26 protein-coding genes are annotated in these 26,561 nt (G+C 28.2%); 19 read left to right on the top strand and 7 right to left on the bottom strand.

Annotated elements, in window-relative coordinates; all coding sequences use genetic code 11:
• Positions 1–34 precede the first annotated feature (34 nt).
• Positions 35–712, top strand: a complete 678-nt coding sequence (rpiA, locus tag OW730_RS24975; RefSeq protein ID WP_271226768.1) for a ribose 5-phosphate isomerase A — start codon at positions 35–37, stop codon at positions 710–712.
• A 284-nt stretch (positions 713–996) separates the two neighbouring features.
• Here rpiA and OW730_RS24970 read toward each other — a convergent pair whose 3' ends face one another.
• The 3 genes from OW730_RS24970 to OW730_RS24960 form a co-directional block, all read right to left on the bottom strand.
• Positions 997–2,607 carry a sensor histidine kinase gene (locus tag OW730_RS24970; RefSeq protein WP_271226767.1) on the bottom strand — a complete coding sequence of 537 codons (1,611 nt, stop codon included), beginning with the start codon at positions 2,605–2,607 and terminating at the stop codon, positions 997–999.
• Positions 2,594–3,283 (bottom strand): response regulator transcription factor, encoded by a 690-nt coding sequence (locus OW730_RS24965; RefSeq protein ID WP_271226766.1) that lies wholly within the window; start codon positions 3,281–3,283, stop codon positions 2,594–2,596. The genes OW730_RS24970 and OW730_RS24965 overlap by 14 nt, the downstream gene beginning before the upstream one ends.
• A gap of 107 nt (positions 3,284–3,390) precedes the next feature.
• Entirely contained in the window at positions 3,391–3,837 is a 447-nt protein-coding gene (locus tag OW730_RS24960; protein ID WP_271226765.1) for a DUF4342 domain-containing protein, read from the bottom strand.
• Positions 3,838–4,152: 315 nt separating this feature from the next.
• Here OW730_RS24960 and OW730_RS24955 point away from each other — a divergent pair, with 315 nt between their 5' ends.
• Positions 4,153–4,836, top strand: a complete 684-nt coding sequence (locus OW730_RS24955; protein ID WP_271226764.1) for a hypothetical protein — start codon at positions 4,153–4,155, stop codon at positions 4,834–4,836.
• Between the two features lie 143 nt (positions 4,837–4,979).
• On the opposite strand, the gene OW730_RS24950 is transcribed toward OW730_RS24955, so the two are convergent.
• Complete coding sequence (locus tag OW730_RS24950) at positions 4,980–6,665, bottom strand: DEAD/DEAH box helicase (protein WP_271226763.1); 1,686 nt, start codon at positions 6,663–6,665, stop codon at positions 4,980–4,982.
• A 407-nt stretch (positions 6,666–7,072) separates the two neighbouring features.
• Between OW730_RS24950 and OW730_RS24945 the strand changes: the two genes are divergently transcribed.
• The 15 genes from OW730_RS24945 to OW730_RS24875 all read left to right on the top strand — a co-directional run bounded on the left by OW730_RS24945 (position 7,073) and on the right by OW730_RS24875 (position 20,039).
• The gene (locus tag OW730_RS24945) at positions 7,073–7,753 is read left to right on the top strand and encodes a class I SAM-dependent methyltransferase (RefSeq protein WP_271226762.1); all 681 of its coding nucleotides are present in this window, start codon (positions 7,073–7,075) and stop codon (positions 7,751–7,753) included.
• 161 nt (positions 7,754–7,914) lie between these two features.
• Positions 7,915–8,946, top strand: coding sequence for an aldo/keto reductase (locus OW730_RS24940; RefSeq protein ID WP_271226761.1), 1,032 nt, complete (start codon positions 7,915–7,917; stop codon positions 8,944–8,946).
• 394 nt (positions 8,947–9,340) lie between these two features.
• On the top strand, positions 9,341–10,003 hold the full coding sequence (locus OW730_RS24935; protein ID WP_271226760.1) for a cyclase family protein: 663 nt from the start codon (positions 9,341–9,343) through the stop codon (positions 10,001–10,003).
• Between the two features lie 415 nt (positions 10,004–10,418).
• Positions 10,419–11,234, top strand: coding sequence for an alpha/beta hydrolase (locus OW730_RS24930; RefSeq protein ID WP_271226759.1), 816 nt, complete (start codon positions 10,419–10,421; stop codon positions 11,232–11,234).
• 75 nt (positions 11,235–11,309) lie between these two features.
• Positions 11,310–12,038: a class I SAM-dependent methyltransferase gene (locus tag OW730_RS24925; protein ID WP_271226758.1), complete on the top strand. Its 729-nt coding sequence runs from the start codon at positions 11,310–11,312 to the stop codon at positions 12,036–12,038.
• 135 nt (positions 12,039–12,173) lie between these two features.
• Positions 12,174–12,827: a hypothetical protein gene (locus OW730_RS24920; RefSeq protein ID WP_271226757.1), complete on the top strand. Its 654-nt coding sequence runs from the start codon at positions 12,174–12,176 to the stop codon at positions 12,825–12,827.
• Positions 12,828–13,250: 423 nt separating this feature from the next.
• Positions 13,251–13,388, top strand: coding sequence for a hypothetical protein (locus tag OW730_RS24915; RefSeq protein ID WP_271226756.1), 138 nt, complete (start codon positions 13,251–13,253; stop codon positions 13,386–13,388).
• Between the two features lie 75 nt (positions 13,389–13,463).
• Positions 13,464–13,616 (top strand): hypothetical protein, encoded by a 153-nt coding sequence (locus tag OW730_RS24910; RefSeq protein WP_271226755.1) that lies wholly within the window; start codon positions 13,464–13,466, stop codon positions 13,614–13,616.
• Between the two features lie 40 nt (positions 13,617–13,656).
• A complete protein-coding gene (locus OW730_RS24905) occupies positions 13,657–13,812 on the top strand; it encodes a hypothetical protein (RefSeq protein ID WP_271226754.1) in 156 nt (51 codons plus the stop codon).
• A 12-nt stretch (positions 13,813–13,824) separates the two neighbouring features.
• Positions 13,825–13,980, top strand: coding sequence for a hypothetical protein (locus OW730_RS24900; RefSeq protein ID WP_271226753.1), 156 nt, complete (start codon positions 13,825–13,827; stop codon positions 13,978–13,980).
• A gap of 67 nt (positions 13,981–14,047) precedes the next feature.
• The gene (locus OW730_RS24895; RefSeq protein ID WP_271226752.1) at positions 14,048–15,406 is read left to right on the top strand and encodes an MFS transporter; all 1,359 of its coding nucleotides are present in this window, start codon (positions 14,048–14,050) and stop codon (positions 15,404–15,406) included.
• Between the two features lie 225 nt (positions 15,407–15,631).
• The gene (locus tag OW730_RS24890; RefSeq protein ID WP_271226751.1) at positions 15,632–16,726 is read left to right on the top strand and encodes an ArsR/SmtB family transcription factor; all 1,095 of its coding nucleotides are present in this window, start codon (positions 15,632–15,634) and stop codon (positions 16,724–16,726) included.
• Between the two features lie 44 nt (positions 16,727–16,770).
• Positions 16,771–17,856, top strand: a complete 1,086-nt coding sequence (locus OW730_RS24885; RefSeq protein ID WP_271226750.1) for an ArsR/SmtB family transcription factor — start codon at positions 16,771–16,773, stop codon at positions 17,854–17,856.
• 197 nt (positions 17,857–18,053) lie between these two features.
• Complete coding sequence (locus OW730_RS24880; protein ID WP_271226749.1) at positions 18,054–18,605, top strand: TetR/AcrR family transcriptional regulator; 552 nt, start codon at positions 18,054–18,056, stop codon at positions 18,603–18,605.
• Positions 18,606–18,665: 60 nt separating this feature from the next.
• Complete coding sequence (locus OW730_RS24875) at positions 18,666–20,039, top strand: MATE family efflux transporter (protein WP_271226748.1); 1,374 nt, start codon at positions 18,666–18,668, stop codon at positions 20,037–20,039.
• A gap of 307 nt (positions 20,040–20,346) precedes the next feature.
• On the opposite strand, the gene OW730_RS24870 is transcribed toward OW730_RS24875, so the two are convergent.
• A complete protein-coding gene (locus OW730_RS24870) occupies positions 20,347–22,347 on the bottom strand; it encodes a M28 family metallopeptidase (RefSeq protein WP_271226747.1) in 2,001 nt (666 codons plus the stop codon).
• 143 nt (positions 22,348–22,490) lie between these two features.
• Here OW730_RS24870 and OW730_RS24865 point away from each other — a divergent pair, with 143 nt between their 5' ends.
• The gene (locus tag OW730_RS24865) at positions 22,491–22,898 is read left to right on the top strand and encodes a hypothetical protein (protein ID WP_271226746.1); all 408 of its coding nucleotides are present in this window, start codon (positions 22,491–22,493) and stop codon (positions 22,896–22,898) included.
• A gap of 313 nt (positions 22,899–23,211) precedes the next feature.
• On the opposite strand, the gene OW730_RS24860 is transcribed toward OW730_RS24865, so the two are convergent.
• Together OW730_RS24860 and OW730_RS24855 are read right to left on the bottom strand one after the other, a co-directional pair.
• Positions 23,212–23,925, bottom strand: a complete 714-nt coding sequence (locus tag OW730_RS24860) for a DUF6320 domain-containing protein (protein ID WP_271226745.1) — start codon at positions 23,923–23,925, stop codon at positions 23,212–23,214.
• Between the two features lie 41 nt (positions 23,926–23,966).
• Positions 23,967–25,214, bottom strand: coding sequence for a hypothetical protein (locus tag OW730_RS24855; protein ID WP_271226744.1), 1,248 nt, complete (start codon positions 25,212–25,214; stop codon positions 23,967–23,969).
• Positions 25,215–25,478: 264 nt separating this feature from the next.
• On the opposite strand from OW730_RS24855, the gene OW730_RS24850 reads away from it, so the two are divergent.
• Positions 25,479–26,360 (top strand): DegV family protein, encoded by an 882-nt coding sequence (locus OW730_RS24850; protein ID WP_271226743.1) that lies wholly within the window; start codon positions 25,479–25,481, stop codon positions 26,358–26,360.
• Positions 26,361–26,561 lie beyond the last annotated feature (201 nt).

Genomic DNA, 26,561 nt, shown 5'->3' with positions numbered 1-26,561 from the left:
ACGTAGATTATTTATAAAAGAGTGGGGTGAAAGAGTGGATACCAAGAAAATTGCGGGACAAAAGGCTGCTGAATTTATTGAAAATGATATGACGGTGGGGTTGGGGACTGGTTCAACAGTATATTATACTATTACCAGATTAGCTGAAAGAGTAAGAGGAGAAGGTTTAAAAATAAAGTGCGTTTCTACCTCGAAAAAAACTACTGAGTTAGGTGAAACATTGGGGTTAGAAATAACTCCGTTAAATGATGTAGACTATATTGATGTGACTATAGATGGGGCTGATGAAGTAGATGGAAATCTTAATGGAATAAAAGGTGGGGGCGGCGCATTACTATATGAGAAGTTAGTGGCTTTTGCTTCGAAGAAAGTTATTTGGGTTGTTGATAATAGCAAAGAAGTTAAAAAGCTAGGGAGATTTCCTTTGCCTGTTGAAGTCGTACCATATGCATATACACATCTTATGAATTTTTTTATGGAGAGTGGATTTAATCCGAGTCTTAGGGGAAGTGATGAAGAAATTTTCGTAACAGATGGAGGGCATTATATAATTGATTTACATATGGGAGAGATTGATAATCCTTATGAGTTTGTTAGGGAACTAAAGGAAATTCCAGGAGTTGTAGAGACTGGGCTTTTCTTGGATATGACTGATGTTTTGATTATTGGGAATGAAGATGGAGCTATTGTGAAAATTAAAAATAAGGAATAGTTATTATGGAAATAAAAACTTGATGACAAATTCAGAACTTAAAAGAAATGGATAATGGATAATGTAGGACATTTCTCTTTGAGAAATTTTAATCTTATTATTCATGAAACAAAAGGAGTTTACTTGTTTCATTTTTGATGAAACGTTGTATGTTAAATACAATATTTTATCAAAGATAAAATGAGTAAATTTTCTTTATGTTAAAAAACAATAAAATATAGGTTCTGCGTAAGCAGAACCATCCATCATTCTCCATTCTACATTCTCAATTATCCATTAAGGTTTTATAAAGTGTTTGATGTAAATGGAAGTTTAATAGTAAAGGTGCTTCCTTCACCAAATGTACTTTCGGCTGAAATCTTTCCTTTATGGGTATTAACAATCCATTTAGCGATGGAAAGGCCGAGGCCTGTTCCGCCTTTTTCATCTTGTTTACTTCTAGATTCGTCAACTCTGTAGAATCTATCAAATATATGAGGAATATCCTTTGAGGGAATTCCCATACCTGTATCTGAAACTCTTATAATAATCTCATCCTTTTCGGAAAATGCACTTATATTGATATAACCTGTTTCAGGGGTATATTTTATGCTGTTATCTACAAGTATACGAATTGCCTGTTTTATAAGTTTAGGATCAGCAAATATAACTAAATTCTCCTCTGTATTTGAGGAAATAGTATGATTTGAATCTATAAGTTTTGTCTCTTTACATATATTTTCAATAAGGTTCGAGAGGTTAAACTCAGTTTTTTCAATCTTCTGAGTATGTTTATCCGCTCTTGCAAGGAATAATAATTTTTCTACTAAATCTTTCATGTTGTCAGATTCATCTTTTATAGCAAGTATGGATTCTTCAAGAACATCCTTATCATCTTTTCCCCATCTTGAGAGGAGATTGGCATATCCTTGAATTACTGCAATTGGTGTTCTTAGTTCATGGGAAGCATCAGATACAAATTGCTTTTGTTTTTCATATGAATCCTGAATTCTATCAAACATATTGTTTACTGTTATGGCAAGATCCTTAAGTTCATCTTGAGAACCACTTACATTCAAACGGGTGTCAAGACTGCTTACATTTATCTCTTTAATAGCATCATTCATGGTATATACCGGTTGTATCATGCGTTTAGTTAGCTTTGATATATATTTTGAACATGATAATAGGAACAGTAAAAATGATATTGATATAACTAGAAGAAAATATTGAATATATAATTGCTCATTTACTAAGCTTCTGACGAAAGTTAAACTTATTGAGTGATCATCCACATTAATATCATTTTTATATATAAGATAAAAATCTGAGTTATATAATTTGGATAATCCCAATGAAATTTCATCTATATAAAATAGATCACTGTTTGAAATAAATTCTGGATCTATACTAGCAATATCTTTACTTATTTGAGTATTTTCATCAATACCCACATTATCATCAAAAGTGTTTAATAATATTTTAGTATCTTCTTTAATGATTGCGGATAGACCTTCGCTTTTCATGTAAGATTTAATGTGTTCTGACATGTAAGGGGTGGAGTCTTGGGCATATAATGCATTAATATTACTTGAAATATACTCAGACTTAGTAATAAAATCATTTCTTATTATGAATATATTAAATCCAAAGAATAAGAGGGAAAAAAACAGTATTGTTCCTAAAATCTCTCTTAAGATTTTAAATGAACTAAAAAATGTTAATTTGAATGTAATAGAAAATCTAAATAATCTAGTTATCTTAGCTTTGAATTCTTTAAGATGAATTTTAAATCTCTTTGGGGGAGAAGAGATAAAATTTGTTATACTATCAGAAATTGAAAGTATATGCTTGTGAAGTTTTCTCATTATTTTATCGAAATTTTCTTGTTCAAGAGGGTTATTATTCTTCTTCATATTTAATCATATAACCAATACCTCGGATAGTGTGTATATATTTTACGTTATAATGGCTATCAATTTTTGCTCGTAAATAACGTATATATACATCAACAATATTGGTATCTCCTGTATAATCATACCCCCAAACCTCATTTAGTATTTGGTCTCTAGAAAGTGCTATATTCTTATTTATCATAAGATATTTTAAAAGATCAAATTCTGTTTTTGTTAAATCTATAATGTCATTATTAAACTTCACTGTGTGTTGTTCATCGTTTAAAGATAAGTTGTTTAGCGTGATAACTTTAGTGTCTAATACATTGTCATGATTGTTCTTTAGGGCAACTCTAATTCTTGCCAGTAAAACTTCTATAGCAAAAGGTTTTGTTACGTAATCATTTGCACCCATATCAAGTCCCATTACGATATCCATTGTGGTATCCTTTGCAGTTAACATTATTATTGGAACAGAGCTTTCGCGTCTTATTCTTCTGCATACTTCTATACCATTAAGCCCTGGGAGCATTATATCTAATATTATCATATCAGGATCTGAGTTCAGGGCTTTTTCTAGACCTTCCCTACCATCAAAAGCTTGAGTTACCATATAACCTTCATATTCTAGTTCCAGTTGAAGAAAGCGAGAAATTTTAACTTCATCTTCAATAATCAGAATGTGTTTCTTCATCATAATCTATCTCCTTGTTGTGGTAATAAATGGTTTTATATACCAATAATAATATATAGTTATATGATTATCAAGAGAATACTTTGAATACTACATAATCATAGACTAGATTATTCGCGTAATCCATCTAATGAAGAGTTAATAGTATTACTTATTTTAGTTATAGTATTGTTTATTGCAAAATCTTCTTTTCCGCGTCTTGTAAATTTTAAAGTATGCTTAGTTAATAGTGATAAAGCTGTTGCAATAAGTGTAATTGGAGTAGCAAAAATAAGTGCTAGTATTAATAAGTTTAGTGAAAGATCTAATTTAATTCTATCCTCTCTACTTACAAGTAGTCTAATCTCAAATCCTTTTTGGATGAGTTTTTTTAGGGTATCAACTGCATTTGATGAACAATCTTGGAATGCAGTTCCTTTAATTTTCTTTTGTTGTTCTAAATATGCTAGTGCATTAACGATATCACCTTCATTTAGTTCTAATGCTTCTTTTGCCTCTGAATAACTTACGTTAGCTCTCTTTCTTAATAAATCGATTTGTTCTAATGATATTTTCATAATATAGCCTCCTATAATTTTTTTTATTTATGATTAATAGATATAATGTTCGAAGTTTGAACGTAGAATTTAGAGTTCTGTATCATTAACTCTACGTTCGAGTTTATAAATAAACTTCATATAATTGATTGATTAATTATATTATAGGTACACTGTATTAGATGGGAATTAGTGAAAGATTAAAATTTCATTAGAAAATTAAGAAAATAGGATGAGTAAAAAATATGTGTAAGTTTTGTGGGATAGAGAAAGGGTTTAGAGTGAATATGAAGAATAAAGGAAATATGGGTAAAGATCAAATAAAGGGGAGCGACTATGGAAGATAAGATAAAAAGGAAAAATGCTATAGAATATATTGAATATGGGTTAAACAGGTTAACTAAAGATAGTAAGAAACACTTGAAAAATAGTTTAATTATAATGTTGATGTTTTCACTACCCATCATGATTTTTGGGAAGTGGAATATTTTTATATTATTGATCATAGGAATTCAATTAGTTTTACTTATAAAGTTTAATTTTCAGATAAAGAAAGAAGTTGAAAAAAGAAAAAGAGATTATATATTATATTCTGGTTTAGATGGTTTATTTATTTCTGAAATATTAATGTTAGGTTCTTGGAAATTCTTTTCGGTAGTTTATGATGAAAAGATAGTTATTTCAATTATTCTAATTATCTTATATTCCATACCAAATATTTTGATTTTGCGTTACGGAGTTAATAAGGTAAACAAAGGTTTAAAAAAGAAAAAATCCAAATACGCTACTTTAGGTACTGGATTTTTTGGAGGAATGGGAGTCTTGGGAATGGGGTTTTGTAAGGCTATTTTTAAAGATGTGAGTCAAGATAAAGCCATGTTAATAATGGGGATTCTATTACTTATATTAGGTATGATGTTTTCATTAAGTAGTAGTTTGATTCAGAAATATTATTTTTGTAAGAAGTATAAGATATCAAGTAAAGAAATTAATGAACAGATAGATGAATTCATTATCTGACTAACAATAAGGCTTATATTAAAGAATGAACTAGTAGAATTTTTAAAAGATAATGATCTACTCCATAAAGTTGTAGATTAAGTAATTGAATAGATAAGATTAAAAAAAGCATGAGAAAAATCTCATGCTTTAAATTTATTCTTTTAGTTAAGTCTTTCAGATCTATTGCCTCTAGAACCTCTGTTACCTCTAGAATCTCTATCGTTTGATTGACGGTTTGAACCACCTGAGCGGCTCTTTTTACCTTTAGCAGGCTCCATTACAATTTTAATACCTTTGATTTTGTTGTTTTTCATTGATAGAAGAACAGCATGAGCATGTTGCTCTGGTATTTCAACGAATGAGAATGCTTCAAGGATATCAATATCTCCAATAAGAGATCCGCTGATAGAACTATTATCAGTAATAGAACCAACGATGTCACCGGGACGAACTCTATGTTTCTTACCTATGTTAAGGAACATTCTAACCATTCCAGCACTTGCTCCTGTGTCTCCATACTTAACAGGTTTAACACCTTTAATATCTTTTAACTCAGGCATGTGAAGTTCTTTCTTAAGAAGTGCAGCGGCTAAATCCATAGCATCAAGACCTTCTTCTTGAAGTTTTTCAACCATGTTGATGTATTTACCCATCTTACCTGCTTCCATAATTGATTTAATTTCAGTTATGAAATCATTTGTCTTCTTTTCTTCTATATCTTTTACTGTAGGTACAGAACATTTTTCTACAGTGTTTTTAGTGTATTTCATTATATCTCTTAATCTGAAGAATGTTCTTGGAGTTACGAAAGAGTATGCAGTACCTTCTCTACCAGCTCTTCCAGTTCTTCCTATTCTGTGAACATAATATTCTTCATGCTCAGGAACATCTAAGTTGAATACGTAATCAACATCATCAATATCAAGTCCTCTTGCAGCAACATCAGTTGCAACTAGGATTTTAATAGTTCCTTCTTTAAATTTATTAATAACAGCTAATCTAAGTGTTTGTTTCATATCACCATGTATTTTATCAGCGCTATATCCGCGTGTTTGAAGCTCAGCAGTTACCTCATCAACTTTTCTCTTTGTATTACAGAAAACAATTGATAACTTAGGAACTTTAATATCAATAAGTCTAGATAATGCTTCAAATTTTTCACTTTCTCTACACTCAATATATTTTTGAGTTATGTTAGGAGTAGATAACTTAGTTCTAGTGATCTTAATAATCTCAGGATCTTTCTGATATTTGTTGATGATATTTAAGATAGGTTTAGGCATTGTAGCAGAGAATAATAAAGTCTGTCTTTCTTCAGTTTCGATAAATGACATAATTTCTTCGATATCTTCTCTGAATCCCATGTTAAGCATTTCATCAGCTTCATCAAGAATTAACATTTTAAGATCAGCAAGCTTTAAAGTCTTTCTTCTGATATGGTCCATAACTCTTCCAGGAGTTCCGATTATAATGTGAACACCTTTTCTTAAAGCACTGATTTGTCTATCAATTGACTGACCACCAAATACAGATTGAACTTTTAAACCACGCTTATATTTTCCAATCTTATAAAGCTCTTCAGAAACTTGAAGTGCAAGTTCTCTTGTAGGACATAAAATTAAAGCTTGTGGCTTGTTGTTTTCTATAGAAACAAGATCAACAGCTGGTATTCCGAACGCAGCAGTTTTTCCAGTTCCAGTTTGAGCCTGACCTACTACATCCTTTCCTTCTAATATTAGAGGGATTGTTTCACTTTGAACAGGTGTAGCTTTCTCGAAGCCCATATCTTTAACCGCCTTTAATACCTCTTCTGAGCAGTTAAGATTTTCAAATAATAATTCATTCATACGTTTAATCATTCCTTTAGTTTAAATTTTTTAAGCTAATGGAAATTGCATTTTGACTGGTTAACGGAAATTTATACATTATATAAATATAATTATAGACAAGTTATACTGAAGTTACTCAATTTCTCTCTATTTAATAGATTAATTAGTATCTATAAAAAAATATAAAATTCAATGGGACTATTGTAAATATAGTTCACAAGTTGGCGCACTATATTATGCAATTTCCAAACATTATCCTTTTTTTATTAAAAAGATAATAAATTTATTTAGCAAACAACTCATTATAACATTAAAAGCGATTAAATAACACTGGTTTAATTTATATATTATGAAAAAATTTTTGAAAGTTGTTAGATTAAATACTATAATTGTAAATAGATAAAAAAAATGTAAGGGGGATTTGTATGAAAGAGGGATATAAAAGTACTATTGAATTTTGGCAAAAAGTTTTTGCTCAAAAAGAAGAGTTAACAAAGGGAAGAGATTATAGAAAAGAAATAAATGTTATAGATTTAGAAAAAGGAATTCAATGGATTTCTTCTGGAAGTGAAAAAATACTTGATTATGGTTGTGGAAATGGAGCTATGATACAAAGGGCTCTTGCATATGGGGTAGATAAAATATATGGAATAGATATTTGTGAAAATGCAATAAGACAGGCTATTAATGTGGTCAAAGAATATCATTTAGAGGATAAGTCTTCATTTCAAATTGGAGGAGTGGAAGCTTTACAAAAAATTCAGGATTGTGAATTTGATGGAGTGATACTATCTAATATAATTGATAATATGATTCCTGAGGATTCCTTGAGAGTGCTGGATGAAGTGGCTAGAATTCTAAAACCTAGTGGAAAGCTTTTATTAAAGATAAATCCATATATTGAAGAAGAGAAAAGAATAGAGTGGAAATTTGAAGAACTAGAAGAAGAATTCTATAAGGAAACTACAGGTTTATATTTATGGAATCTTACTGAAGAAAAAATAAATAAGATATTAGATGAAAAATTTATTATTGAAGAAAGAATAGAAGTTTATTATGAAGAACATGATATGAGCAATAGAATGTATTATGTAAGAAAGAAATAAAGGAATAAATTAAGAAAACTGTGACTAAATAAATAGCCACAGTTTTTATCTTTTCTATACTTATATTATATCATACGTATGGAAAAATAATAAGTCTTATAATTTATATGGAAAAGATGTAAAATAATTCGTAAGTAACTATAGTCTAAGGGGGAATGTGTATGATAAAAGGATGGGCTACCGTTGAGGGGACTAAAGGGTATTTTGATAAAAGGGGTATAAACATTAAAAAGTTGAAAAACAGTGGGGAGTTCTATACTTTGCCAGTTGCAGTAGGAACTCATTTGGGGGATTTCTCAGAGGAACATTCTATTTTATATCAGGACTGTATTGAACATGCATTTAGGGATAAGGTAAACTTTGTCGATACTTGTGTAAATTACAGAGGAATGAAATCAGAGAGAGATATTGGAAGTGTCTTAGATAAGCTTATAAATGAAGAAAAGGTTTTGAAAAGAGAAGAAGTAGTGATATCAACGAAGGCGGGGATGATTCCGGGAGATGTAGCTATACCGTTAAAACCATTAGACTATCTTGATGCAATATTAATAAAAAATGGATTATTAAAAAAGGAAGATGTGAATATCATAGATGGTTATAGGTGTACATTGAATCCTAAATTATATGATTATTGTATTGAACAGAGTAAGAAGAATATGCGTCTTGAAACTATAGATATTTTATATGTTCATCAACCAGGAATATCTCGTGAAGCATTGGGGGAAGAAAAGTTCTATGAGGGAATTAAAGAAGTATTCACTGAACTTGAAAAACAAGTAAACAAGGGGAATATTCGAAATTATGGAATGGCAACATGGTGGTGCTTTAGAGAAGATATTGAAGGGATAAGATATATTTCACTAAACAAAATGTATGAAATAGCTAAAGAAGTAGGTGGAGAAAATCATCACTTCAGATTTATACAGTTGCCATATAACAAGATTATGAAAGAGGCTGCAACTTTAAGAAATCAAGAATTCCAGGGACAAAAGATTACAATACTTGAATTAGCTCAAAAGCTAGGTGTTAATGTTACAATTAGTGCACCATTGAATCAATTTGATTTTGAAAAAGGTAAATATACTGGAAGTGAGTTGGTTAAATATGTAGTTGAAACTGAAGGGGTTTATGCAGCAATGGTTGGGACCAAAAGAAAAGAGCATTTAGAGCAGAATCTAAGTGGTATCATATAGGGGATAATAGATAATATATATATTATGTTAAAATAAAATATAAAAAACATAGTGGACAGCTTCATAAAAGCGTAATGGATAATGGAGAATGTATAATGATGGATATTTCACTCTGTGAAATTTTAATTGTATTGTTACTTGGACAAGGAGATTTTGCTTGTTTCATTATGAAATGAAACCTTGTATTTAACTACAATATTTTATTCTTGATAAACTGAGTAAACATATCTTTTTATAAAGAACAACAAAATGTAGTTTCTGTGCAAACAGAAACATCCTACGTTGTCCACTTTCAATTGTTCATTTTCCACTAATAAAATTATTATTTGAAAACAAAATTAACGAAATCAAGAATAGAAGTATTCTTAAGAAACAATATTGGGGTGTGATATAAATGAAACAAAAAATATACGATTTAACATATACAATTCATGAGAATATGGCGGTTTATCCAGGGACAGAGAAACCAATAATATATGAAGCATACAATATTGAAAAGTGGGGATTTGAGGAGAAAAAGCTCACTATGTATTCTCACACAGGAACTCATATGGATGCTCCAGCGCACATGGTACAAGGAGGAAAACATCTTGAGGACTTTGATAGCAGTAAGTTTGTTGGAAAAGCAGTCTTAATAACAATAAAAAAAGAAAGTGGAAAAATTACTGAGGAAGAAGTTATAAAATACTTCAATGAATATAAGATTATTAATGATTATACTGAGATAGAATTTGTAATTCTGTACACTGGATGGGGAAAACACTGGGGAAGTGAGACATACTTTGGAGAGTATTCTAGCTTATCATTAGAAGCTGTAAAGTGGATTAAAAATAAATTTAAGAATCTTAAAGGAATTGGAGTGGATACAATTTCTGTAGACCCTATGGGATCTCATAATTTTGAAAACCATCATGAACTGTTAAAGGATGATATTGTCATAATTGAAAATATTGCAAATTTGAATAAAATAGATGAAAGAATATTTGAGTTTATGTGTCTTCCAGTAAAATTTGAGAATAGTGATGGAGCACCAGTAAGGGCGATAGGGATAGTGTAGTAATATCTAAAGTATATGAAAAATGATATTAGATAGAAAAAATTAAAGACAAGAAATTTCTATAATTGATAATGGATAATGTAGAATGGAGAATGATTGACATTTCACTCCGTGAAATTTTAATCTTATTGTTATTTGAGTAATGGAACTTTGCTTGTTTTATTTAAAATAAAACTTTGCATTTTAAGTATAATATTTTATGTCAAAGGTGATGAGGGGATTAAAAAACTATGGAAAAGAGCTTTATGCAGAGTTGAAAAAAACTTAATTTATATGTTTAGGAGAGATTAGGCTGGATAAAAAACATAAACAAGTCAAAAAGATAAAAGTTAATGGAAAGAATATTGAGTGTTTAACAAGACAAGCTAAGGAGCAAAATAATGAAAGAAAAAATACTATAATTATCCTTCCTGGTATGATGGATACAGTTTATGAATGGGATTATATTGGGGATAAAGTCAGTGAAAATAATGATGTTATAATTGTTCATAGAGAAGGTCTAGGAAATAGTGAGCTGATTAATGAAAGTGTTTCTACTAAGAATAGTGCAGAAGATATTAAAGTTCTTTTAGATGAACTAAAAGTTGAAGAGAACATTATTCTTGTTGGACATTCTTATGGGGGATTAATCATTCAGCACTTCTTGAAATTATTTGGTAGTGAATTCAAAATAAAAGGATGTGTTCTGGTTGATCCAGCGTCTATTAATAGATGTAGATTTGATGAAATAAACATACCTACATTTAATGAACGAAGTGGTGATAATGAGTTTAAAAGAACATGGGAAAGATATTGTGGTTTGAGTGCAGAGGAGTTAGAATTAGAAGTTAATTATAAACATGAGAAATGGGCGTTTAACTGTACAGAAAAAGAAAAGAGAGAAATCATAAAATTTTATTCTAAGCCAGACTTTTACAGAGTACTTTTAAGTGAGATTAATCATTGGGATAAGATATTCTTTGAAATAGAAGATATGAAAAATCAATTTGATATTCCTGTTAAGATTTTTATTAGAGACAAAAAGGATTGTATAAATAAGCACATTAAATCTGGTATTCCACAAGAAGAAGCTGAAGTATTTGAGAACTTATGGGAGGAACTTGTAACTGAAATATCTGAGATTTCTACTGAAAGTGAAATAATAATAGCTCAAAAATGTGGACATATGATTAATCTGGATAATCCAGAGATAATTATTAAAGGAATAAAAGAAATATCTGACAATTTATAAAAATATGTTAAAATAGAAATATCATCCTATAGATTAGGGTGATATTTTCTTTTGAAATGCCTTAGGAGGAATAATATGAGTATTTATAATAAAGATTTTACAAATAAAACTATATTAGAAATTGGGACAGGAAGAGGGAGAACAACAAAAATACTGGCAGATATACTTAAGAATTATAAAGGAGCAAAATTAATCTCAACCGATATTTATGGAGGAAATTTTAAGAGAGTAAATGAAGAGTTGAAAGATACAGGAGTTGAAATGGAGTTTATAGAAACTGGTGCAGTAGAGTTGAATGGTATAGAAGAAAAGAGTGTGGATTTCATTGTATGTAATTATACATTATGCGCAATCAACTCAGAAGTTGGACAAGGTATTTTGGCTTTAGATAAGTTCAGGAAAGTGCTGAAACAAGGAGGAGTCATTCATATAGAAGAAGAATTTCCTATTTATGATATAAGCAATCAAAGACAAGAAATTTGGGCAGAGAAGTGGAAAATTCTCAGAGAGATAGAGATGTATAAGGGTAGTAAGTTGTATAAGGAATATAATCATGAAATATTGAAGCAGATTTTACATATTCTTGGATTTGAACAGATTGAAGTTAAATGTGATGCTCATTTGTTTCAAGGGCAAGATTGTTTAGAGTTTTTTAATATTAGAGTAGATAAGTACTTAGATGGGATAGAGAACAAACATTTTATTAATTATATAGAGGAACAGAGAAAGAAATTGACAACTAAAGCAGTTAAAGTAGGTGGAATGGAAGTTCCATCATATACTCTAGAAGCAATTAAAAGATAACCTTAAGATATATGTTAATAAAAGATAATAATTGAAATGTTGAGAAAAAAACTATAGAATTAATATTAAGGAATAAAAAGAGAGTGATTTTATAGGATATCATTGTTTGGATATAAACAATATAGGAGGAACAGAGTGTACGGCATAGGTAGAGGAAGTAGAAGAGTGTTTAAATATGAGGAATCAAAACCTCATGGAATCATTGCAGGTATAGTTAATTTGGTTATAGTTTACTCCATATATTTAGGATTATTATCTTTAATAAATACATTTATGGGAGAAGAATTAGTTCAAAAGGATTTTTTCTGTAGACAAAATGGTATTATTTTATTGATAGTAACACTAGTTATAGTAATGTTTTATGGTATTTTTTTATCTGATCGAGTAGGATTCATAACATGGGGAGAAAAAGTAACGGGTAGAAAATTTATTGGTACAAGAAAAGTATGGGTAAATCCATATTCTAAAAGTAGAGGATTATTATTTTTCTTATTGTTAATGAATATATTAATTATTGCAAATTATTTTGGGGGTGTTCCAACAGTATATACCTCCATAAATTATATAAGAGAAGTTATTACCTTAATTTTTCATATTGTGTTATTAGTTAATATTGGTCAGGGACAAATACACTACATGATGGCATTAATAGTTTTATATTTAATATCACTTGTTTCGGCATTGATAATTTTACCTGATAATTTAAAGTATGTTGCTGCTGGGGTATTTGGAGTATTAATTTTATTACATTTTATTGTATATTTAATTTATAAAAATAAAGAAGAATAATAAATATATCTTTGAGTTATAGAGATTAAATTAGATGAATGCATAATAAATTAAAAATTAGAAACTTTCGAAGGGGTATTTCGAAAGTTTTTTTATTTGCAAAAAAAAGATAATTTTATAAAAAAAATAGTAACTTAGATGAATGTCTAAGCATATAATGTAATTAGAAAGAGGTAATAAAAGGCATTAGTCTCAATAATATTTTTGAAATGATAAATGATTGGAATGTAATTAATGTTCAATAAAGTTAGTTTAAACGCATATTTCATAAGAATTATGGGTGAAAAAAATAAATTACATAAAATTGTAAAAAATATTAAAAAAAGTATTGACTTAGATGATTATCTAAGTGTATAATCTAATTAGAAAAAAGTTAAAAAATAAATAAAACTAGAATAAAATCTAAGATATGAGGTGGTTTGAATGGAATTAAAATTTAAAAGAATTTTTTCAAAAGAAAATCAGAATGGTATATTAGACAGTAATAGTAATATGCCTAAAGGCCTCTATGAAGATACAGAATGGACTTGTTTGTACTATAACACTATAATGTGGTTTTAGAAAAATTAAATGATTTATCTAATTTAGATAATTGTCTAAGAAATTTATTAGAGAAATTAATAGGATGTGAATAAGATGGGATTTAGATTAAAAAATATATCAGAATATAATAAAAAATCCAAGCTAGAAAATGTAATATATAATACATTATTGTATTCACCCAGGAATGAAAAAGAATATGTAGATGATAATAGAATTTGTATTTTTACTATGTGCGTGAAGTTTTAATATGAAAATAGTAGCAAATAAAAAATAAGGAGTGAATTTAATGAAAAATATAGTAAATAGAAAATTAAAAAATAAAAACAATCAAGATTATTTATTGAGATATCATGAAAATAGTGAAAAAGAAGTTATAGAGGTTATATATAATAATTTTGGTATATCTGTTGGTTATGCGGAAGTAGTACGATATAAAAAATAAGGAGTGAATTTAATGAAAAAACTAGCAAATAAAAAATCAGAAAATAAAAACAATAAAGACTATTTGTTGAGATATCATGAAAATGGTGAAAAAGAAGTTATAGAAGTTATATATAATAATTTTGGTATATCTGGTGGCTATGCGGAAGTAGTAAGATATAAAAAATAAGGTAGTAATAAGCATAAAATTTGGGGATATGAGGGCTAGAAAAATTACTGATTGAGGAGTGGTTAATATGGAAGCTAATATTTTAACAGATAATTGCGGGGATAGACGATTGAATAATGCAATAAACATGAATATCATTATACTTCTAATGGGGAGATTGGTATCACTTTTTGGATCAGGTATTTATTCTTTTGCTATGAGTATGTATATTTTATCAAAGACTGGATCTAGTATGAGTTTTTCAATAAATATGGCATTAATAGTATTACCGATGGTATTATTTTCACCTATTTCAGGGGTGATTGCAGACAAGATAGATAAGAAAAAGATGATAGTTTCTATGGATATATTAAGTGGAATATTGATTTTAGCATTATATGGAGTATCAGTGATAAATGGTCTTCAAATAATAAATATATATATAGCTACATTTTTACTATCAGTTTGTACTGTTTTTTTTGATACACCAATGCAAGCGTCTATTCCTTCTTTAGTGAACAAGGAAAAATTAACTAAGATAAATTCATGGAATGAGGCAGTTTCATCAATAACTAGAATATCAGGTCCATTTATTGGAGGAGTTGTATTTGCATTAATAGACATTAGACTATTTTTGTTGGTAAATGGAATATCATTCATATTATCAGGGATTTCAGAGATGTTCTTGAATTTTAATGTTGAGAAAATGATAAATGAAGAGTTAATTAATCAAGAAAATAATCTGATTAAAGACTATGAAGATGAAGAAATTAATGAAGTAGTAGAAAAAAAATCAATAATAACAAATTTAAAAGAGTACTGGGGTAATTTTGTTGAGGGAATAAAATATATCAAAAATGAAAAGTGGTTAGCAACATTAGTGATGTATTTCTTAGCATTTAACTTTTTCGTTGGAATGGGAATAACATTACCTGGAAATTATATTATGATGAATGTTATAGGTTTTTCTCCAAAGATTATTGGAATAATAAATATGGCATTTCCAGCGGCTACATTAGTGACTGCAATGGTGATTTCTGTTTTGCCAGAAGCAAAGAGCATTTATAGAAAACTTGTTTTTGGATTGAGCGTAACCAGTATATCAATAATTATTATTGGTATGCTTATTATACCAGGGCTAGTAAACTTGTCTATGACTGGTTACTTTATAGTATTTATTATATTATATGCAGGTACATCTATGGCATTAACAACCTTTAATATTCCAATAAGCGTTACACTTCAGAAGATGGTTCCTGCAGATAAAAGGGGAAGGGTATTTAGTATATTACCTATGATTACATTAGCTGCTATGCCTGTTGCATTTTTATTATCTGGATTCATGATGGAATACTTACCTGTATTTATAACACCAATATTAGCGGGGAGTATTATGCTTATATTAACATTATCAATATCTAGGAAAAAAGAAATAAAAGAAATATAATAGATTTGAGATGAACTACCTTTTATTGCCCTCGTAAAGGTAGTTTTCTTAATAATATTAAGAAAATAAAGAGATGAAAATCTGATATATTTGTAAAATTTTCACATGTAATCATTGACTTAGATTTTTATCTAATTATATAATGTAATTAGATGAAAATTAAGAATGTTAAATAAATAAGTAGATTCGAAATTTGTTTTAAATTATAAAAGGTGGAATGGACACATGAAAATTTCAATTAATGATAAGTTATCAAAAATTTTAGATTTTATTTATTATCCCTATGTAGGGAGGTTTTGTGATGAGATATTATCAAGTGAAGCATATGATGATATAGATTATGAAGTGGAAGGTTATGAAGAAATTTTACAGAATACAAAGAAAAAGATGAAAGGTTACTTTGAGGTTATAGAAAAATTTTACTCAACAGATGGAGCAATAATATCATATATTATTGGAAAAGATGTTTTATTCCAAAGTGCTGATATAGATGATTATTTAAGTAGAGTACTAGGTTTAGACGTAGAAATTATTAATAAAAATATGATTAAGCTTTTATTAGATATCCTTGATAAACAGGAAATGATTGAAAATGATGTCAGAGAAGAAAAGTATAAAGATAAAGATTATATGTTAACTTTAATAAAAAGTACAGCATTATCACCAAGTATGAAGTGGGCGCTGTTATGTGCTATTGATAATCCCAAAGGATATATTGAAGAATATGTAGAATTCATGAGAAAGATTAAACCAAATTTTGATGAGATGTGGATCCAAGCAGATAAAGAAATTAAAAAATATAGAGAAGGTTTTGTAAAAGAATTAGAAAACCATGGAATGGATTTTTTAAATAGAATATCAGGTGAGCTTATTAAGGAAGATAATCTTAAATTTTTTGATAGTGCTATTATGTGTTTGAGTTATTTTGAAGCTGCTACAATCAGATTAATGGAGTTTGATAATACCCTATTATTTCATTGGGGATATAAAGTAGAAGAAGCTTATGAATATTTAATGAGAAGAAAAGAATTTGAATTTGAAAATAGATTAAGGGTAATTAAAACATTAGGTGATAAAACCAAGTATAAAATGCTTAAACTAATAGCTGAAAATCCAGAGATATGTGCTAATGATATTATAGAACAATTAGAACTTACTGGAGCAACAGTATCATATCATATTAATTTAATGAGCACATATAAGATCTTAAAGATAACTAAAACAAATAAGAAAAATTCTTATGAAATAGATAAAAGTACACTGGTTGATTTCCTTCAAGGAATTATTCATGATTTTAAATTGGAGTATAGTGAAAACTAATTAATTTAGGAATAAGAAAAATAACAATGATAGGATTGATAAGAATGAAAATAGTTATAAATAATAAGTTAGCTAAGATTGTGGATTTTGTTTATTATCCTTACATGGGAAGATTTCTTGAAGAGTTGGAGCAAAATCCATTTTTTGAAGATGTTGATTTAGAGCAATATGAGGAATTAACTAAAGAAATTCAGAAAAAGATGAAGAATCACTTTGAAGTTATAGATAAATTCTACTCTCAAGAGTTTAACCCTATAATTGAAATTATTGGAGGGAATATATTATTAGAAAGTAATGATATTGATGAATATCTCAATAAAGCCTTAGATTTAGATGAGAATACAATAAGAAAGAATTTAATGATAGTGTTGATGAAAATTGTTGGTAAGAAGGAAATGATAAAGGGTTACATTATGGAAGAAAAATACAAGGATAAGAATTTTTTATTATCAACAGTTAAAAATACAACTTTATCATCAAGTATGAAATGGAATATTTTTTGTGCAATTGAAGAGCCTGTGAAATATATAAAAGAATATGTAGAATTTATGGAAAAGTTAAAAAAAGAATTCAATATATTATGGAGACAGGGAGAAGTTGAAATAAGTGATTATAGAAAAATCTTCGAAAAAAATATTGAAAGTGGTGGAGTAGACTTTTTGAACAGTATAGTTGATGATTATTTTGATAAAGAACACTTGAAAAATTCTACATGTATTCTTTCTCTAAGTTATGTTTGTGGTGATAAGATTATGATGAGAGAAATTGAAGATAAAATTTTATTGCATTGGGGATACAAAGTAGAAGAACTTTTTAATAAGATAAAAGAGAGAAAAGAATTTGAACTTGAAAAGAAATTAAGAATTATGAAGACCTTAGGTGATAAGACTAAGTATAATATTATCAAATTAATAGTTGAGAATCCTGAAATAAGTGCAAATGATATTGCAAAGGAATTAGAGCTTACTGCGGCAACAGTGTCATATCACTTAAACCTTATGAAAACCTATAAGCTACTAAAAGTTACTAAAGGAGATAAGAAAAAATCTTTTGAATTAGATGAGGAAACTTTAAAAAATCTAATAAAAGGAATTGTAGAGGATTTTGAATTACAGGATTTGATGAAATAAAAAGTAAAAGAATAATGTCTTATTAATATATTTTATAAATATTACCTCATACAGATTATCTGTGGAGGTGATTTTTTTTTGAATTTATTATGAATTATGATTCATTTAAATTGACTTTTACGTTTTTTGAGTATAATATGAATATATACTATTTAAATGAATGGAGATTCATAAAAATAAAAAGTAAGGAGAAACATATGCCTAAAATTATAAAAAACTTAGATGAGAAGATATATAAATCTGCACTAAACTTATTTTATAAACTTGGATACGATAAGGTTGAAATGAAAGCAATTTCAAAGGATGTAGGAATTGCTGTTGGAACTTTATATAATTATTTTCCAAATAAAAAAACATTATATAGAAAGATTTTAACTGATAGTTGGAATAGTACCTTCGAAAAGGTAGATAAAATATGTGGTAGTGATGCTATTGGAAAAGAAAAGATTAAAAAAGTATTAATCATGATATATAAAGATGTGATAGATAGAAAAGGGCTTGGACGAGAACTGTTTAAAGGGACAGATGAAGAAGGAATTGTATTCACAAAATTAAAGGAGAGAGTACTTGATAAAGTTATTAATATAATAAATTCTTGTGATGAAATAAATAAGGAAACAAAGGAATTTAATGAAAGGATTAGTATGACGCTTATCTTTAATGGGTTTCTTCTTCATGATCAAAAGTCGGAAGAACATGAAAAAAATATTGAGTTTATAGAGTTTATGGTCGATAAGATGTTGTTTTAGGGATATTAAATATCCAAAAAGAAAATAAAGTTAATGAAATAATATGTAGGAGGTATCTTAATGGAAGCAAATAAAGACAAAAGAAGACAATTGTTTGAGAGTGAAAAGGTTGAAAAAACATTAAATAAACTGGCTGTACCAGGGATTATTGCCATGTTGATCTCAGCTGTTTATAACATAGTAGACTCATATTTTGTTGGTATGCTTAATAGTTCAGAGGCTATGGCTGCTGTCGCAGTTGCATTTCCACTATTTATATTGATTGCTGCAGTTGGGCAGATGTTTGGTGTGGGATCTGCATCATATATATCAAGACTGTTAGGTCAGAAGGATATGGAAGAGGCAAACAAGACTGGAGCAACTACTTTTTTTACAGCAATAGTAGTAGCAGTAATTTTCTCTATTTTTGGATTTATATTTATGGAAAAATTGTTGAAAATATTTGGTGCTTCAGATGAAGTGATGGTATATGCTCTTGATTACAGCAGGATATTAGTTTTAGGAGCTGTATTCACAATAGTAAATATGACATTAAATAATATGATTAGAGCAGAGGGTAGTCCTAAATACAGTATGGTAGCTATAAGTATGGGTGCTGTATTAAATATTTTATTTGACCCAATCTTTATGTTTGTATTTGATATGGGTGTTAAAGGAGCCGCATTAGCAACTGTACTAGGTCAAGGGATTTCTACTATTTTTCTTATCTTGTATTATCTAAAAGGAAAGAGTACAGTAAAAATCTCAATTAAGAATTTCACATTTAGTAAAAGAATATATGCTCAAGTTATGCAGATTGGAATTGCAACTTTTGCAAGGCAAGCTTTATCAAGTTTATCAATGGGACTTATAAATAATGCGGCTAATCCATATGGGACAGCAGCTGTTGCATCTGTAGGTATTACTTTAAGAATAATGTCTATTGTTATATATGTTGTATTTGGATATTGTCAAGGATTCCAACCTCTTGCTGGGTTTAATTATGGTGCTAAAAAATATAAAAAGCTAAATAGAGCAATTAAATATTCATTGAAGGTTACAACGATTTTTTGTACAGTATCCTCTGTTTTATTAATTGCATTTGCACCAGCCGTTGTAGGCGTATTTAGTTCAGACCCAGAGGTTATCAAAATTGGAAGTATGATGTTAAGATATATGTGTTTATTAACTCCTTTATTCGGATTTCAAAATGTATATGCTGTATTATTCCAAGCCTTGGGTAAAGGTAAACAAGCGTTGGCGCTTTCTGTTGGAAGACAAGGTGTGTTCTTAATGCCAGCAGCATTAATTTTACCTAAGTTATTTAATATTACTGGGGTAGCATTAATACAACCAACAGCAGATTTCTTAACAATAATATTAACTGCTGCAATGGCGTTGCATTTTAAAGGATACTTGAAGGAGAAGCATGAAGCTTCAATTGAAGTAGCATAAAATAAAACATAATGTATAATGTAAAATTGATAATGGATAATGATGGACATTTCTCTCCGAGAAATTTTAATCCTATTGTTCCTTGGACAATGGGATTTTACTCGTTTCATTTGTAATTAAACATTGTATTAAAACTACAATATTTTGTCTAAGATAAAATGAGTAAACATTTGTTTTTAAAGCACGGCTTTTTTTATGAAGCTTCAATTGAAGTTTCATAAGTTAAGAGTATAATAACGATGTTTACAATTAAATAATTGTAGTGTAACCATTCTAATTTAATTTTAAGGAAAACTTATGAATACTATTAATTATTTATAATATTTTTAGTTAATTGTGAAAAATTAATACTTTCTAATAATTGAAGAAGATCCTCTTGAATTGAAGGAGTAATAGTTATCACAAATTCTTTAAGTGTATTTGTGGAGCCTACAACAGGTTTTTTTATTTGTGTTGTTAGAGCATATTCATTTGAGTTAATGGAAATATTTTTTCCTATGCTGAATAAGTAGTTAAATGTTTTATCTGAGTATGTAAGTATATAATCTGATTTATTAATAGTTAATATTTTTGAATTATCGCTGTCAATAGTTCCTTCATTTAATATTAGTTCTATATAAGAATCATCTTTTTGTGTATTATATTTGAGTATGATATTCTTAATAATAACTGGAGTGTCAATATCTATAGAATATATCTTATTTAGTTCTAAACTTTTCATAAATTCTATTTTTTTAGATTTATCAAAAGGTGAATAATAATCAATTGAGATATCTTTTAGTTTATAATTGTTTATTGTATTATTTAATATTAAGTTAGGATAATGTTCTTTGAATTCATTAAAATCATCATAAGTAATACTATTTTTTTCAATAAAGTATTTGCATCCAAGAATATCAAAAACTCCATATTCTCCAAGTGTTAAAGATGATTTGATTTTAGTGCTTTCTTCCAATCTCTTTTGTTTTAGTTCATCTTTGAGGCTATTAGCTATTTTAATTTCTTTGTTCTCCTTCATAAAGTCAGATAAGTTGGATGTTAATATTTTATATAAGATTTTTTTTATATTATCAATATATTTAAAATCTATTTTATCAATATTATCATCAGTAGTATGAATTGATTCTACAGAATATTGACCAATATTGACCCCGCTGAAACCTGCATTTGTAAATGACATATGATCACTGGTAAATCCACCTTCAATGGAATTTACATCAATACTTTCTTTTTCAAGCCATGATTTAAGTGAGTTAATCATACTCATACTATTATCACCGCTTAAAACTAATGTATCATCACCTTTTATACCTATACAATCTAGATTTATATTATAGATATTTTCATATTCACCAGATAAATTTTTTACAAAATAATCGCTTCCTTGTAAACCACTTTCTTCTCCATTAAATGCAGCAAATATTATATCATATGCAGGTTTAGTGGTTTTATAAAAATTACTTAAATCCTCAGTCAAATTCAGAAACAATGCTGTTCCTGATGCATTATCAATAGCTCCTCTAAACAGAGATTCTCCCCAGGTGCCTACATGATCAAAGTGGCAGGATAGTACTACAGCTTTATTATTAGTAGTTCCTTTAATCATACCTAAAACATTATTTGATACAATGTTTTTTTTCTCTGTTGAAAGAGACATTTGAATTTCACAATTAGAATTATTAGATAATAAATCATATACAGCTTCAGTTATCTGAATAATTGGATACTTATCTGATAATCGATTGAGTTTTGTAAAGTAATTAGATTTAACAAGTATTATAGTATCTTCAGGGATACTGTTTTCTATATATTCTGATAAACTTCCATTTTCATTAGCTAATAAGAATTTAGTATTTTCATTTAAGTCTTCTATGTTGTCAGTAATAGAAGAATGAGTATTTAAGTTTAGAATTACTTTTCTATCTAAAAAATCTCTTCCATAATGTAACTTTTTTGACTTCCCATCAGGAAAGAATATATTCATACTAGCATTAATGTTAGTAAAGGTACTTTGGTTATATTCTTGAAGATAATTATCACCTATAAGAGGTTTTAAATCTAATGAAGAAAATTTAGTTTCAATCATTTTCACTGTTTTTTTATTACCAATACTACCAGGGAGTCTGCCGCCAAAATCCTCACTAGTAAGTAAAGAAATTACTTCATAATACTGTTTGTACATTTTTTCTTCGGAAGTTAGGTTTTGTTTATTTAAAGTTTTTACATTGGATGAGTTTTTGTATAGAAAACAACAAGTTGATAGTGTGAAAATTATGATTATAATAAATAATTTTTTAAATTTATTCAATATTTATTCCTCCTTTAATAAATAAGTAATATAAAAAATAATACCATATAATGAAAGATAAAGCAAATAATGACAATTGGCACAATGTAATGTAAAATATTTACTGTAAAATAATTATTTTATAATACAAGGGGGAATAAAGAGTGAAGAAAAAAATTTTTACTATTTTAAGTGTAATATTTGTTTTATTTTCATTAAGTAGTACTGTTTATGCTGCTCCAAAGAAAAGTGGAAGCGGACTTATTGGGGGGACTGTATCTCCTAGATTTGAACCTTGTCCATACTATACTGCTAAGTTAGGTAAGCCACAAATGTGTGACTATGAAGAAATGTGGCGTATATCATTACAACCTAGAAAAGTTGATGAATTCTGGGTACCTGTAGGAGTAGAAGATTATCTTGGTAATGAGACTATAATTGGGGATAATCTCTATTATAAATATGCAGAATATGATCTTGTTCATTATGAGTGTAAATGTGGTCTTTCTAAGGAGCGTGAAATTAGGATTGGTTACTATAATGATAAGATTAGATATGTACCTAGAAATTAATTTATTTAAGTAACTTCAATTCAAGTTACTTAAATAAAACATAATGTATAATGTAAAATGGATAATGGTGGACATTTCTCTCCGAGAAATTTTAATCCTATTGTTCCTTGGACAATAGGATTTTACTCGTTTCATTTGTAATGAAACATTGTATTAAAACTACAATATTTTATCTAAGATAAAATGAGTAAACATTTCTTTTTCTAAAGAACAATAAAATTTAGCTTCTCACGTACGTGAGAAGCATCCATCGTTTTCAGTTTTCAGTTTTCAACTTTCAGTTTCTTTTAAGCACGGTTATCCGTGCTTTTTTCTACAGGTGGAATTTTTTCTTCAAGTAAACCTCCATTTTCTCAGGCATTTTATAATGTAGCAATATAAAGCCTATTGATAATGGGCCAACTGAAACTAATATTCCAAGAGACCATGTTATCCTTGGGAAATTATATATATTAAATGTAATTATAAGATCTAAAAATAAGCAAAATATTGTTATTGCACCAAGCACTATACCTGCAATATTTACACCTTTTGATGGTAAGTTTTTTATAATTAAGTAAGATATTAATATTGTCAAATATAGTAGTAATACAATAGGGATACCATAACTTAATGACCAACTCATTCTTATATCAACTCTATCAAACATAAGTAACATTGCAGTAGTATTAAATAGACAAAGGTTTAATGAGATTAAGAATGTTTTTCCAAAACCTAAGAATATAAAAATATATATAACAATTGAAAATAAAGAAACACTACTATATTTGGACCAAGTAAGATTATAAGATAAACTATAATCTATGAATGTAAGTAGCAGCATGATTGAAATAAGTGCTGTGGATATTAATAAGAAAGCACCTCTTTTTCGTTCAGCAACTTTTTCAGAGTGTACATTTATTGCTTTTGGGAATAGCATTTTTCTTTCTTTTTTATCAGCCAAATCTTTTGGAATAGGATAGTCGCAAATAGGACATTCATATACTCCGAAATCAGTTTCTACTCCGCATTTTGAACAATATGGCATAATACACACCTCCCTTAAGTTATTTTTTACATAAGATTTATCTATACGTAATTTGTTTCAATTTTTATAGGAATATTCATTTTTCTAATTTTAGAGAAAAATATTTCTTCAAAATCCTTTCTATATGTCATTTTACCAAAGGTTATATGTAAGTTATCTTTATAACTTATCGCTGTTACTTTAATTTTGTTACCTCTGCTAGGTGGAGGATAAACATCAAACCTTTCGATATGTTTTTCCATATCACTAGGAAGTCTCACAAGACCCATATTGGAAAAACCAGAAGTATAATTTGCTTCTCCAAAACTACTGTGTACAAAGGGCATTATCAAATCTTTGATAAATGAAGGGATTATTCTTAAAAATATATTGTTCCCGCTTCGGACATTTTTACATAATAATTGTTTTAAATTTTTTTCGTTATTATTTAAATTCATGTAGTTATGAATATACTCTACGATTTCTTTTAAAGTATAATTTCCTAATCTAGGATCTATTGAAGGCATTAAAGAAATAAAAAAGTTATTCATGGTTTTTGAAGGAAATTTAGTACGTAAATTTATGGGTATATTAAGTACTATAGGCTTTTTTTTGTAACCATTCCTATCTATTAATTCAATAGTTGAATCAATAAAAATAGCACATAATAATTCCGTTAATGAACAATTAAATTCTTTTGCCTTATTCAACAAATCTTTAACTGGTAAAATACCTGTTACAATATGATAAGCACCTTTTTCACTGAGCTTAAAAGGAAATTGAAATGCGTTTACTTTAACTCGTTTAGTAGGTATTTTCCTATCAAAATGTTTTTTATAAGAATCCTCAAATTCTGATTTTGTTGGAGTATCACCAATATATGTTAATACATTCTCATGAATTAATTCTTTTATTTTCAAATATTCTTGGAGTAAATATTGAAGAAAAATTATGGCACCAGTTCCATCTGTTAAAGCATGTGCAAATTCCAAAGAGATTCTATTGTTGAAGTAGAGAACTCTAAAAGGAAAGTGGTGTTTTTTTACATTGAGATTCATACAGGGATAAAACTTTTCTTCTTCTACCAAGAGTTTTTCATTACTTTTATCAAAATAACTCCAGAATAATCCTGTTTTTAAAGATACATTAAAATACGGAAAACGTATAAGTGATAAATCTAAGGCTTGTTGAAGAATATCTTTATTTACAGGAAAATTTAATGTGGATGAAACTCTGAATAATGTTGTTACTCTTGTTGAGGGTAAGGAAGCATACATCTTTGCAGCGTTATCTAAAGAAGACCAACTCATTTTAACACCTCCTAGTTTTGTCTCTTTTAATAATTATATCAATAACTCCCATAAATAATCTATCATATTTTATTTTCTATTAAACAAAATAAGTGCAAGTAATAAAACAAAAATCAAAATAGACGAGCTATTTTGGTAGTAATTAGTATTTGTAAAAAAGATAAGGTATATTCAGGTGTTTGTATAAATAAGTACAAAATATGGTATAATGAATTATACAAAAGATGGGATATATTAATGTTCATTAGGTTTGGAGGAGTTAATATGGCTGTTAAAATAGTAACAGATAGTACTTGTTATATACCAGAAGAAATATTGTTAGAGTATGGGATTGATGTAGTTTCACTGAGTGTTTCTTTTGATAGTGAAATCTATAAAGAAAATGAAATAACAAATGAAGAATTCTATACATTACTAAATAAATATAATGTTTTTCCTAAATCATCACAACCGTCTATAGATGAAGTTTATAGAACATTTGAAAAACACATAAAAAATGGTAATGAAGTAGTAGGAGTATTTTTATCATCTGATATGAGTGGAACATATCATTCAGCTTTGATGGTAAAGGAGATGATTTTAGAGAATTATCCTGAAGGGAAAATAGAAATTATTGATTCAAGATCAAATAGTATGCAGTTAGGATATGCATCACTTACAGCAGCCAGAGCAGCTGCAGAAGGAAAAACTCTAAAAGAGGTTATTAAGTTAACAGAGAAGAATATTAAGAGAAGTAAATTTGTATTCTCTCCAGATACATTAGAATATCTAAAAAAAGGTGGGAGAATTGGAACTGCAAGTGCGCTTTTAGGATCAATTCTTCAAATTAAGCCCGTGCTTACTGTTCTTGATGGAAAGACAACTACACTAGATAAGGTAAGAACAAAGAAAAAGGCACTTAAGAGAATGATTGATGAATTAATAGATAACATAACTGAATTTGGATTAGGAGAGGTTATTGTACATCATATAAATTGTGAAGAAGAGGCTAGAAAATTTGCTGTTATGATAGAGAAATACATAGGCAAAGCTGTTGATATATGTTCAATTGGACCAGTAATAGGAACTCATGTAGGTCCAGGCGCTTTAGGAATTGTTTATTATACAAAGGAAGAACTTAATAGAGATCGAGAAAGAAATAAATAAATAGATTATATTAATATATTAAAGAAGGTACTTTATAGGTGCCTTTTTTATTTTTGTTGATTTCCTAGGAAATGAATAAATATCTAAAAATATTGGTATTTATTATGATAATATTTCCTGTAAATCACTTAAATTTATTATTATTTAAAATATAGTTCAGCTTGAAAAATGTAGAAAAATAAAATAAAATAGTAGTAAGTG

Source organism: Oceanirhabdus sp. W0125-5, assembly GCF_027938815.1.
Classification (GTDB): Bacteria; Bacillota; Clostridia; order Clostridiales; family Clostridiaceae; genus Oceanirhabdus.
The sequence above is the reverse complement of the archived record's forward strand: the minus strand, read 5'-3'. Positions and strand labels throughout refer to the sequence as shown.